Origin of the sequence: Odoribacter sp. Z80 (assembly GCF_009935865.1) — a bacterium.
In the GTDB taxonomy this organism is placed as follows: domain Bacteria; phylum Bacteroidota; class Bacteroidia; order Bacteroidales; family Marinifilaceae; genus Odoribacter.
This window is the reverse complement of sequence record NZ_QWEL01000006.1, coordinates 122,102-134,979: the sequence shown is the minus strand read 5'-3', so window position 1 is coordinate 134,979 and position 12,878 is coordinate 122,102. Positions and strand designations below refer to the sequence as shown.

Sequence of the window (12,878 nt, the reverse complement as noted above, 5' to 3'; positions counted from 1 at the left end):
TGTCTGTCATGGATAATAAACATTTTGCCGTATGCACGGGTAAAGATAAACGTTTATGGCTTTCTTCCGACATTATGTATTATCCTGGAAAAAGTTTATAATAAAATTGGGTGTCTGAACAAATAAACAAAAATCCCTGTAGATTAACAACAGGGATTTGTATTTTCGATAAAGAATCCAAATATAGTGACAACCATTCACGCACCCCCGGAAACCAGGTAAACGGGAGTATTTCCGTAAACAGTAGCCGGGCTACCGGACAGACTTGCCGGTTTCATAAGCGATACGCAATCCTTCATGTCCGAGAATTTCATTGGGAGCGTTCACTCCTCCGGCAAAAATACTTCCGGCAAACCGCGCTTTCTCAAAACAGGCAATCCAACCTTCAAGACCATGCATAGCCCCCTGGGGAGTCTCAGGTTCATTTTCAGCAGCAGCGAACAGCAAATAGATGTCACGAAATCTGTAATTGCCGGAATAGAGCGGATTGGCACGGTCAAGCAGGGTTTTCAACTGCCCTGCCAGTTCATAGTAGTAAATGGGAGTTGCAAATGCGATTACATCAGCTTCCCTCATCTTCTCTACAATTGCAACAGCATCATCATGGATCACACAACGCTGACTTTTCTGACAAGCGAGACATCCCCGGCAGAACCGGATATCTTTATCCTTTAAAGATACCAATTCCACTTGATGGCCGGCCTCCCGGGCACCACGGACAAACTCACCGGCAAGTGCCTCCGAGTTGCTGTGAGCCCGGAGGCTTGATGAAATGACAATAATATGTTTCATAAGATTTAGATAGGGCATCCCTCATTTCATCCGGACGTTAAAGAAATCAGCTATCTGATGAAAAGGGATTTTCTCCAGGTTATCATAAAGATCCGTATGGTTGGCATCGGCAACAATAATCATGTCTTTGTTATCACCGCGCAGGAGACTAAAAGCAGTCTTGCCAAAATACAGCGAATGGGCCTTATCACCGTGAATAATCAATACAGCATTCCGAATCTCACCGGCACGACTCAATAAAGGAAAATTGATAAACGGCAGATTAGACGTAACATTCCATCCATCAGTCGAATTGCCGGAACGCTCGTGATAACCACGCGGAGTTTTGTAATAAGCATGGTATTCCTTCACAAACTGGGGAGCGTCATCAGGCAAAGGGTCGGCAACACCTCCGGCACGGGAGTATTTTCCGGCCTTATAATCAGCAGTACGCTGTTCTGCCATCCCTTCGAGCATCCTATAACGGACATCCGGATGATCATTGGCATCGAAATATCCGTTAGAGGCGGCACGACTCATGTCGTACATGGTGGAGGCCACAGTAGCCTTGATACGCGGGTCATTGGCAGCAGCATTTATAGCCAACCCTCCCCAACCGCATATTCCCAGAATACCGATGCATCCGGCATCCACATTGGGTTGAACTGAAAGAAAATCCACAGCAGCCGAAAAATCCTCTGTATTGATATCAGGAGAAGCCACGCGACGCGGCATCCCCCCACTCTCACCGGTAAAGGAAGGGTCAAACGCGATAGTCAGAAAGCCGCGTTCAGCCAAATGCTGCGCATAAAGCCCGCTCACTTGTTCTTTGACTGCACCAAACGGACCGCTGATAGCGATGGCCTTCAATTTCCCTTCCACCTCTTTGGGAGTATACATATCAGCCACAAGAGTTATTCCGTAACGGTTGACAAAGGTTACTTTCCGATGGTCAACTTTCTCACTTTGCGGGAATGTCTTATCCCACTGTTGTGCCAACGCCAGCTCCTGCTGCGGGGCCAACGAATAATTGGTGTTCAAATTGTTCATTTCCTGCGAATTTGCAATTGTAGCGCCCAATAACAGGGCTGCCGTAGTTGATAATAAACTTCTCATATCGTAAAATTTTTACACAGCAAATATAAGAAGTGAATCCTACGGCCATTTCACTGTAAAGCTCAAAGATTTTTGCTGAAAAGGTCAGTTTTTTTTGTGGGATTTGACTACATCTTTACACTTCTTTATTACGCCACTTCACTCGGTCTTACACCGAAACGACGTTTAAAAGCAGTGGAAAAATGCGAAGGATTACGGAATCCCACCGAAGTATACACATCCACCATTTTCATCCCTCCGCGCCTGATCATTTCGTAAGCCGCGTCAAGTCGCTTGGTAATGAGCCATTTCTCCGGTGTCGTTCCGGGTAAAGCCTTCTTGAAATCACGTTTAAAAGTAGCAAGGCTACGACCGGTATAATGGGCAATCTCCTCAATACTCAACTCGCACATGTAATTACGTTCCATAAAATCAAGGATATCGATTTTCCAAGGCTCATTGAAATCAAACATGGCCGGGGCAAAACGGTCGTCGATGGCCAACAAAGCCATGAACCCTTCCTGAAGTTTAAGGCGCATAAACTCTTCACGCGGTTTTACTTCGGGATCAAAATACGGTGTCATAGAAGCAAAAAGACTGGCAAGTTCCACCGTTTGAGGCAATTTAAGTACTCCTAAAGGCAATTTCGATGCATTTGCAGGAAATTTCTTCCCCCCCATCCTGGCATACATCTCTTTCAGAAACTCACGTGTAAACATCATAAATATACCACAATAGCGTTCCCCTTGATAAGTCTTTTTCTGTAAGGTTATACGATGGTCCCGGGGAATAAACACACACTCGCCGGGAAGCACATGAATGGTTTCTTCTCCATTGTCAAGAATCATTTCTCCCGAATAAACATAATTGAGAGCATATTCCCGGCTGCGATGTATGCAATCTCCCAAATCATCGTATATAAAACTATAAAAGATGTCGTTGTAGTTAAAAATCATCTTCATAGGCCCGATATTCTCTCCGGATGTGCTCATAAGCAAAGGGATTAGATTTAACGCTATAAAATTACAAATGATTTTGGTTACTGTTATACATTTTACAGTAAATCTCTCAAACGCCGGACAGCCTGTGTTATTCTATATAAGCACGGATATAGTTACCGAAGAAGATGGGAATTTCTCAAACATTTACGCAAAATTTCCGGTATAACCACTGGCAAACAATGATAAAGGCAATCCCGACATGATGGAAACAAGTTTTTTATACTACATCGAACACAGCATAAAAGTTCACTGGAACCACCAGGCCCTGTCCGACTATAAAGGCACCACACACACCTATAAAGACGTAGCCCGTGCTATCGAAAAGCTTCATATCCTTTTTGAAAAAGGAGGCATACGCCGGGGAGACAAAATCGCCTTGTGCAGCCGGAATATGGCCAATTGGGGAATAGCTTTCCTGGCTACCCTATCTTATGGAGCTGTTGCCGTTCCCATCCTCCATGAATTCAAACCGGAAAACATCCATCATATCATCAACCACTCCGAAGCCCGGATGCTATTTGCAGGAGCTCCTATCTGGGAAGAACTCAATAAAAAGGATATGCCCCGGCTCGAAACTGTTATCAAAATGGAAGATTACACCATTCTCCATCATATCGATGACCGGATGGCCAAAACAAAAGAACGGCTGGAAGAGCTATTTACCCAAAAATACCCCCGCTTTTCCCCCGACGACGTATATTACGAAACAGATAAACCCGAAGAATTGGCATTGATCAATTACACTTCGGGAACCACCAGCAGCTCCAAGGGGGTCATGCTTTCTTACCGCAGCATGTGGTCGAACCTCAAATATGCCCTGGATGAAATGGGATACAATCCGGGCGAACGCCTGGTATCCATACTTACCATGGCCCATATGTACGGTCTGGCTTTCGAGCTGATCTATCCCTTTGCCAGCGGTACACATGTCTATTTCATCTCCAAAATGCCTTCTCCCAAAGTCATCAATGAAGTATTTGCCGAAGTAAAACCCAACCTGATAGTTGCCGTACCGCTTATCATTGAAAAAATCATCAAACATCGGGTATTACCGCAACTGGAAAAATTCCATATCAAATTATTCCTGAAAATTCCGTACATCAGCCGCCGGCTCAAAAACTCCATCCGCCACAAAATCATAAATGCTTTCGGCGGACGATTTAAACTCATAGCCATAGGGGGAGCTGCCCTCAATTTTGAAGTGGAAAAATTTCTCAGTGCTGTCCGTTTTCCTTATACAGTTGGCTACGGCATGACAGAATGCGGACCGGCTATTTCCTATGATGATTGGCGAACCTTTAAAGCCGGCTCCTGCGGAAAAGTCGTTGACCGTATGGAAATCCGGATCAACTCCTCCGATGCAGAAAATATCGTCGGAGAAATTCTGGTAAAAGGAACCAATGTCATGACCGGCTATTACAAAAATCCGGAAGCCACCCGGAAAGCCATAGATTCAAAAGGATGGTTACATACAGGTGATCTGGGTATCATAGACAAAGACGGCTACCTGTTCATCAAAGGACGCAGCAAAAACATGATCCTGGGTCCCAGCGGACAGAACATTTATCCGGAAGAAATTGAAGACCGGCTGAATGCACTCCCCTACGTGTCCGAATCCCTGGTAGTGGAACATGATGGCAAGCTCCTCGCTTTGGTATACCCGGATTACGAACAAATAAAAAAAGACAAAATTTTGCCGGAAAATCTGAAAAAAATCATGGATGAAAACCGAAAATTAGCCAACACCATGCTTCCCGCATACAGTCAGATTGCCCGTCTGAAAATACAGGAAACCGAATTTGAGAAAACACCCAAAAAAAGCATTAAACGTTATCTGTATCAAGATGTATACAAAGACACATAACCCCTGTGACTACATTACACACTCCGTTACTTCTCTTTATTTAAGATTTCCCGGAACCGGTTTCCGAAGAACAATTTCATTGGATTTTTTTCCTACTTATAACGGAAACCCCTATATTTGTTCATCTTAAACCGATTATCATGGAAGAAAGTTTCTTAAAATACATTGAGGATAGCATCAAAAAGAATTGGGAACGTCCGGCTTTAACCGACTTTAAAGGAGCCACCAGTTCCTATAAAGACGTAGCCCGGAAAATTGAAAAATTACATTTGCTGTTCGAACATTGCGGCATCCGGCGCGGAGACAAAATAGCCCTTTGCAGCCGCAATACCAGCAACTGGGGCATAGCTTTTCTGGCCACCCTTTCATATGGGGCCGTAGCCGTACCGATCCTCAACGAATTTAAACCCGACAACATCCATCACATCGTCAACCATTCTGAAGCCAGGCTGCTCTTCGCCGGAGATGTGGTATGGGAAAACCTGGATGAAACAGCTATGAGCGAACTGGATGGGGTCATCCGGATAGAAGACTACTCCCTGCGCTTTTCCAGAAAAAAACAATTAACCGAAGCCCGTGCCAAATTAAACGAACTGTTCGGAAAAAAATTTCCGGAACGCTTCCGGCCGGAAGATGTCCATTACGAATACGATAAGCCGGAAGAACTGGCTTTAATTAACTATACGTCCGGAACAACCAGTTCCTCCAAGGGAGTTATGTTACCCTACAGGAGTTTATGGACCAACCTGAAATTCGCCCTGAGCGTTTTCGGCCTTACCCCGGGTGAACAAATTGTCAGCATGCTGCCCATGGCCCACATGTATGGCCTGGCATTCGAATTTATCTACGAATTTGCAAGCGGTATGCACGTCCACTTCCTGTCACGCACCCCCTCTCCCAAAATCATAGCAGACGCATTTGCCGAAGTCAAACCCGACCTGATCATTACGGTTCCTCTTGTGATTGAGAAAATCATTAAAAAGAAGGTTTTTCCCACCATCGAAAAAACCCATATGAAAATATTAATGAACATCCCCTTAATCAACAATAAAATCAAAGATACTATCCGGGAAAAGGTCATTGACGCCTTCGGCGGAAAATTCAAGGAACTGATCATCGGCGGAGCTGCCTTAAATAAGGAAGTGGAGCATTTTCTCAAATCCATCCGTTTTCCCTACACTGTCGGTTACGGAATGACTGAATGCGGGCCATTGCTCAGTTATGACGGCTGGGAAACCTTTCGTCAGGGATCCTGTGGAAAAGCCGTTCCCCGGGTACAACTACGCATCGACTCACCCGACCAGCAAAATACAGTCGGAGAAATTATGGCCAAAGGAGACTGTGTCATGCTGGGATATTACAAAAATCCGGAAGCCACCAACGCCGCCCTCGATGCCGACGGCTGGCTCCACACAGGAGATATGGGAATTATCGACGCAGAAGGTTATCTCTTTATCCGAGGCAGATGTAAAAACATGATACTCAGTGCAAACGGACAGAATATCTATCCGGAAGAAATCGAAGACAAACTCAACAACATGCCTTATGTAAGTGAGTCCCTTGTCATTGAAAAAGAAAGCAAACTGATTGCATTGGTTTATCCGGACTTCGATACGGTAAATGCCGAAAATCTGACGGATGAAAAACTGACAGAAGCCATGACCGAAAATTTAAAGGAACTAAACAACCAACTTCCGGCATACAGCCAGGTCAGCTCTTTCAGACTTTACAACGAAGAATTTGAAAAAACACCAAAACGCAGCATCAAACGTTACCTGTATCAGTAAAACAAAGTTTCCGATGACCATTCCTTTTCATTTTTCCCGTTTTTTCCCAAAAAATTTAATCGAAAAACACTACTTTCGTAAGTTGAAAAAATGAGGAAATGAACAGAAATATAAAACGAAAATCCAATACAACCCCTAAGGAAAAGATTTCCCTTTTTCCAGTGGCCGATTTCTTGAAAGAACAGCGCACCCAAATTATCCTGGGTATAGCTTTAGCTCTGTTTTCCCTGTATCTCCTTTTTGCCATGACGGGTTTCTTTTTTTCAGGAGGCATAGACCAAAGCCTGGTGGATGCCCCCTTAGGAAAAATCATCACCAACCCTCAAATTGCAGCCCATAATCCTGCCGGTAAAATCGGAGCATGGATTTCCGACTTACTGATAAATCGTTGGTTTGGTATACCTTCTTTCCTTTTTTGTTACCTCTTACTGCTGTGCAGTCTGAAAATGGCAGGTGCCAGAATACGCCACTTCGGACGGAAATTGTTTATCGGCATAATGATTATCTTGTGGAGTTCCCTCTTGCTCGGTCTTATCAGCGAATCCATTTCCCGCATTTTCCATACGAACAGTGGATATTTATTTCCGGGCGGAGGGCATGGTTATTTTGTCAGCCTGTGGCTGAACTCCCTGATTGGACGGATCGGTACTATCCTTTTCCTGATCCTGGCATTTATCATTATCCTTTTCTTTGGCTTTGAAAAAACATTCTACCGGTGTGTAGACTACTTCAAGAATATGGTGCGCCAACGGAAAGAAAAAGCACTTGCCGCTTTATTGGCTCAAAGAGCCCGGGAACAAGCAGCCCGCACAACTACGGGTCAGATTCCGGATACTCCGTCATTACAACCGGAAGAAGAAAGTGATGACATGCCGGCAGGCGATACAGACCTCTTTCCGGCAGAAGAAGATATAACCGTTTCTGCTTTCACAGAACCGGAAAATGAAGATGCACCCACCGGACAACCGGACCTTTCCGGACAACCGGAATTCTTACTTTCTCCGGCAATCGGAGAAGCAGAAGCGACAGCCCTTGAAGAAGGTTTCCGCAACATTCCGGCTTCCATCACTGAATTTGAATTCATCAGTAAAACGGATGGTCTTACCCCTGAGGTTCCCGCAACAGAACAAGAAGAAACCGAAGACGAAGACATCACTTTAACAGTCAGCAACAAAAGCCAGGAGGAAACGGTAACCCAAAACATGTTCCCACAGGAAGACTACGACCCGACCCTCGACCTGTCTAACTACCAATACCCTTCGCTCGACCTGCTGGAAGAACACTCGTCGGGAAATCCCAAAGTGACCCAGGAAGAATTAGAGGACAATAAAAACCGCATCGTAGAAACACTGAAGAACTATAAAATCGAAATTGTCAAAATCAAAGCTACCATCGGACCGACAGTGACACTCTACGAAATAGTCCCTGCCCCCGGGGTCAAGATTTCCAAAATCAAAAATCTGGAAGACGACATCGCGTTAAGTCTGTCTGCTTTAGGAATCCGCATCATTGCTCCTATTCCTGGTGCGGGAACTATCGGTATTGAAGTCCCCAACCAAAATCCGGAAGTCGTTTCCATGCGGGGGATCATCGCCTCAAAAAAATTCCAGGAATCCAAATATGCCCTCCCTATAGCTCTGGGACGTACCATCTCCAATGAGACATACACTTTCGATTTAGCGAAAATGCCTCACTTGCTTGTAGCCGGAGCCACCGGACAAGGAAAATCAGTCGGCCTGAATGCTATTATCACTTCATTGCTCTATAAAAAACACCCCTCACAATTAAAATTTGTGATGGTCGATCCGAAAAAAGTAGAACTCAGCATCTATTCGGTCATCGAAAAACATTTCCTGGCTAAACTCCCCGAAGAGGAAGAAGCCATTATCACAGAAACCAGTAAAGTAGTCAATACTCTCAACTCCCTGTGTATAGAAATGGACAACCGCTACGACCTGTTGAAAATAGCACAAGTCAGAAACATCAAAGAATATAACGAAAAATTCGTCAAACGCCAATTGAATCCGAACAACGGACATAAATATCTGCCCTACATAGTTGTCGTAGTGGACGAATTCGCAGACCTGATTATGACAGCAGGCAAAGAAGTGGAAACCCCCATTGCCCGTATCGCCCAATTGGCCCGGGCCGTAGGAATCCATATGATTATTGCTACCCAGCGCCCCTCTACCAATATCATTACCGGAGTAATCAAAGCCAACTTCCCGGCACGTATAGCTTTTAAAGTAGCCTCCATGATTGACTCCCGCACCATCCTCGACTCTCCCGGAGCCAACCAATTGATCGGAAGGGGGGATATGCTCATTTCCGTAGGCAGTGAAATGACCCGCGTGCAGTGTGCTTTCGTCGATACTCCCGAGGTAGACGCCATCACTCACTTCATTGCCGCCCAACAATCCTATCCCAGTGCTTTTGCCCTCCCGGAATATATTCCGGAAAATGAGGCATCCGGCATATCGGAGTTTGACCTGGGCACCAAAGACCCTTTGTTTGAAGAAGCTGCCCGGTTGATTGTGAACAGCCAGCAAGGCTCCACCTCTTCCATCCAACGCCGTTTTTCCATCGGTTACAACCGTGCCGGACGGATTATGGACCAATTGGAAGCTGCAGGTATTGTCGGCCCGATGGAAGGCAGCAAACCACGACAAGTTCTCATCCAGGACGAATACACCTTAGAACAAACCCTGAACAGATAAGTTCAAAAAACGGTCATCCATGTTTTTAGAAAAAGTCTATACCGGAAGAAATCAGTGGTATTATTATGTATTCTCCCTGCTGATTATCTTTTTGACCTGGCAATTGATAGGTACACTGCCTTTGCTCCTCTACACCTTCCACCACTCTTCTCTGTCACCGGCAGAGTGGCTTAACGAACAAAGTTTACAGACAGCCCTCAATGCAGCCATGCAAACCAATTCCGGTCTGGCCCTAAGCTTGCTTACATTCGTATTCGGCTTAATTGCCCTCTTTTGGTGTGTACGTTACATTCACGAAAAAAAAGGACTTGATATCATAACCGGACGCACCTGCATAGACTGGAAAAGAATATTTTTCGGAGCCGGAATATGGGGAATACTCACCTTAATTGCCACCGCTTTGCAATTGCTTTCCATCCCCTCCTCCGAACTGGTCTTCCGCTTCGAAGCAAAAGATTTTTTTATACTCGTCCTGATTTCATTGGCCTTGTTCCCTCTCCAGGTCTCTTTTGAAGAATTCCTCTTCCGAGGTTATCTGATGCAATGGATGGCCTACTTGTTCAAATACAGGGGAATTGCCGTACTGCTTACAGGAATATCTTTTGGACTCATGCACTTTGCCAATCCTGAAAATCAAATGGGCTTCTGGGTGGTGATGCCCCAATATATCCTGATGGGACTCCTGCTGAGTTATATCACAGTAAAAGACAACGGCATGGAACTGGCACTTGGCATGCACCTGTCCAACAATATCCTGGCAGCCATTAGCGTCACTTCAGATACATCCGCACTCCAAACGCACGCACTATTTAAAATCCTGAACCCTACTGCTTCCCATTGGGACACTGTAATTATCCTTCTGGCAGGCTTAACATTTATAGGAATATGTCAACTGAAATTCCATTTTTCAGGTAAAGTAAAACTCTGGGAAAAAATCAGTAACTATCCCGGATAAATGTTATTTTTTCTTAAATTTTAAGGAAAATAAGTTCAATACACTATTTTCAAAACTCAATTGTTTACCTTTGAACAGTGTGCAAACGTTATCTATTTTTAATATTCAAATAAGTAAAACATGAAAAAGTTCACCTCTTTAACCTTAGGGTTATTACTGGCTTTTGCTACAATAGCGACAGCTCAGGACAAACAAGAAGATGAAGGTTACAAATTCACGGATGTAAAACGGCTCCCGACTACCTCTGTGAAATCACAAGACCGTGCCGGTACCTGCTGGTCCTGGTCTACTATTTCTTTTCTGGAATCGGAAATGATGCGCCTGGGCAAAGATTCAGTCAGCCTTTCACCAATGTATGTCGTATGGAACACCTACCACGGAAAAGCCGATAAATATGTCCGCATGAACGGACACGTAAATTTCGGACAAGGAGGGGCATCTGCCGATGTTACGTGGGCCATTAAAAATTACGGTATTGTTCCCCTGGAACTGTACAAAGGCTTGAACTACGGAGAAGACGTACACGTACACGGTGAATTGGACGATGTCCTGAGAGGATACATCAACGGAGTCATTCAAAACTCAAACAAAAAACTGAGTACTGCCTGGCAAAAAGGTTACGATGCCGTTCTGGATGCTTATCTGGGAGAAAAACCGGAAAAATTCACCTGGAAAGGAAAAGAATATACACCCCAGACTTTTGCTACCGATGCCTGCGGTCTGAATATGGACGATTACATCAGCCTGACTTCTTTTACCCATCATCCTTTCTACACCACGTTTGCATTGGAAGTGGAAGACAACTGGATTGGTGAAGTATCCTACAACCTGCCTTTAGACGTACTGATGGAAGTCCTTGACCAGGCCATTGACAAGGGGTATACCTTCGCATGGGGTTCCGATGTTTCAGAAATCGGTTTCACCCGTGACGGCATGGCTATCGTTCCGGAAGTCAATATCAAAGAAATGAGCGATGCCGAAATTGCCAAATGGGTAAAAATGCCAAAAGCACAGCAAAACGCCGAACTTCTGAAAAAACCGGGAAAAGAAAAAGAAATTACCCAGGAATTACGTCAGGAAGAATTCGATAACAAAAAAACCACCGACGACCATGGCATGCATGTTATCGGAAAAGCTGTAGACCAAATCGGAAATAAATATTTTATCGTTAAAAACTCATGGGGAGATTACGGGAAATACAACGGTTATCTGTATGCTTCCTATCCCTTCGTTGCTTACAAAACCACTTCCATTATGATCCACAAGGATGCACTTCCGAAAGATCTGAAAAAGAAACTGGGAATTAAATAAGTCTTCCCTGCTGATAAAAGGGAAAATCCAACAGGCCGGAAGGATATCCTTCCGGCTTTATTATCCCCGGATATTTATCTTCCGGTTACTTTTCATTGAGCTCTCTAACTTTTTTTATAAATTTGTATGACCAAGTTAAAATAAAAAACCATGAATAGTTCAATTGAAATCACACCCAACATTTACTGGATCGGAATCAACGACCGCAGAACCCATATCTTTGAAAACTACTGGCCTCTTCCCAAAGGTGTCGCTTATAATTCATATGTTATCCTGGACGAAAAAGTAGTCGTGGTAGACACCGTCGAAAGAAGCCACATGGATGATTATTTAGATAGTCTGGAGGGCGTACTTCAAGGACGCCGGGTGGATTATTTAATCATCAACCACATGGAACCCGATCATTCCGGAGCCATCAAAACCTTACTTTGCCACCATCCGGAAATGACCCTGGTCGGTAACAGCAAAACTTTCCCTATGCTCCAAAATTACTACGGCGTAGAACACAACCTGCTGGAAGTAAAAGAAGGAGATAGCCTGAATATCGGCCAACGGACCCTCAATTTCTACATGGTCCCCATGCTCCACTGGCCAGAAACCATGGTAACCTATATCCCCGATGAAAATATTCTTTTCAGCGGAGACGCATTCGGAGCATTCGGAACCCTCGACGGAGGAATTTTTGACGACGAAGTCGACCTGGATTACCTGGAAGAAGAAATCAGCCGTTACTATTCCAATATTGTAGGCAAATACGGCGTACCCACACAAACCGCATTGAAAAAATTAAATGCACTGCCCATCAACACCATTTGCGCCACCCATGGTCCTATTTGGCGAAACCACATCAACAATATTATCGCCAAATACGACAAGTGGAGCAAATACGAAACAGAAGCCGGAGCAGTCATCGCTTTCAGTAGCATGTACGGCCACACAGAACAAATGGCAGATACCATCGGACGTTTCCTGGTTCGTGAGGGAATCAAAAAAATACGGATTCACGACACATCCAAAACCCATCCCTCTTACATCATCAATGATATTTTCCGGTACAAAGGAGTCATCTTGGGAAGCTGTGCCTATAACGGAGGGATTTTCCCTACCATGGAAAACCTGTTGTGCGAACTGGAATGCATGGGCATCAAAAATCATCTGTTAGCTTATTTCGGTAATAAAACCTGGGGCGGTGGTGCCATTCCCCGTTTCAAAACCTTCGCCGAAAAAATAAAATGGGAAGTCGTAGCAGAACCTAACGAAACCTTAGGTGCAATGAAACCTTCCGACATAGAACAATGCAAAAACATAGCTGTAGCCATGGCTAATAAAATAAAAGCAAACGAATAATCATCCACTCCCCGGTGCGTCTGTTCCTTT

The 12,878-nt window shown here is 44.5% G+C and carries 9 protein-coding genes; 6 read left to right on the top strand and 3 right to left on the bottom strand.

Annotated elements, in window-relative coordinates; all coding sequences use genetic code 11:
• Positions 1-252: 252 nt before the first annotated feature.
• The 3 genes from D1136_RS07390 to D1136_RS07380 all read right to left on the bottom strand — a co-directional run bounded on the left by D1136_RS07390 (position 253) and on the right by D1136_RS07380 (position 2,828).
• Positions 253-792 (bottom strand): flavodoxin family protein, encoded by a 540-nt coding sequence (locus D1136_RS07390; RefSeq protein ID WP_161876988.1) that lies wholly within the window; start codon positions 790-792, stop codon positions 253-255.
• Between the two features lie 21 nt (positions 793-813).
• The gene (locus D1136_RS07385; RefSeq protein WP_161876987.1) at positions 814-1,887 is read right to left on the bottom strand and encodes an alpha/beta hydrolase; all 1,074 of its coding nucleotides are present in this window, start codon (positions 1,885-1,887) and stop codon (positions 814-816) included.
• Between the two features lie 128 nt (positions 1,888-2,015).
• Positions 2,016-2,828 carry an AraC family transcriptional regulator gene (locus D1136_RS07380; RefSeq protein ID WP_161876998.1) on the bottom strand — a complete coding sequence of 271 codons (813 nt, stop codon included), beginning with the start codon at positions 2,826-2,828 and terminating at the stop codon, positions 2,016-2,018.
• 241 nt (positions 2,829-3,069) lie between these two features.
• Between D1136_RS07380 and D1136_RS07375 the strand changes: the two genes are divergently transcribed.
• The 6 genes from D1136_RS07375 (at position 3,070) to D1136_RS07350 (ending at position 12,848) form a co-directional block, all read left to right on the top strand.
• Positions 3,070-4,731: an AMP-binding protein gene (locus D1136_RS07375; RefSeq protein ID WP_161876986.1), complete on the top strand. Its 1,662-nt coding sequence runs from the start codon at positions 3,070-3,072 to the stop codon at positions 4,729-4,731.
• Positions 4,732-4,871: 140 nt separating this feature from the next.
• A complete protein-coding gene (locus tag D1136_RS07370) occupies positions 4,872-6,518 on the top strand; it encodes an AMP-binding protein (RefSeq protein ID WP_161876985.1) in 1,647 nt (548 codons plus the stop codon).
• A 98-nt stretch (positions 6,519-6,616) separates the two neighbouring features.
• Positions 6,617-9,235, top strand: coding sequence for a DNA translocase FtsK (locus tag D1136_RS07365; RefSeq protein WP_161876984.1), 2,619 nt, complete (start codon positions 6,617-6,619; stop codon positions 9,233-9,235).
• Positions 9,236-9,254: 19 nt separating this feature from the next.
• A complete protein-coding gene (locus D1136_RS07360) occupies positions 9,255-10,190 on the top strand; it encodes a CPBP family intramembrane glutamic endopeptidase (RefSeq protein ID WP_161876983.1) in 936 nt (311 codons plus the stop codon).
• A 120-nt stretch (positions 10,191-10,310) separates the two neighbouring features.
• On the top strand, positions 10,311-11,501 hold the full coding sequence (locus D1136_RS07355; protein ID WP_161876982.1) for an aminopeptidase C: 1,191 nt from the start codon (positions 10,311-10,313) through the stop codon (positions 11,499-11,501).
• A gap of 150 nt (positions 11,502-11,651) precedes the next feature.
• Positions 11,652-12,848, top strand: coding sequence for an FprA family A-type flavoprotein (locus D1136_RS07350; RefSeq protein ID WP_161876981.1), 1,197 nt, complete (start codon positions 11,652-11,654; stop codon positions 12,846-12,848).
• Positions 12,849-12,878: the final 30 nt, after the last annotated feature.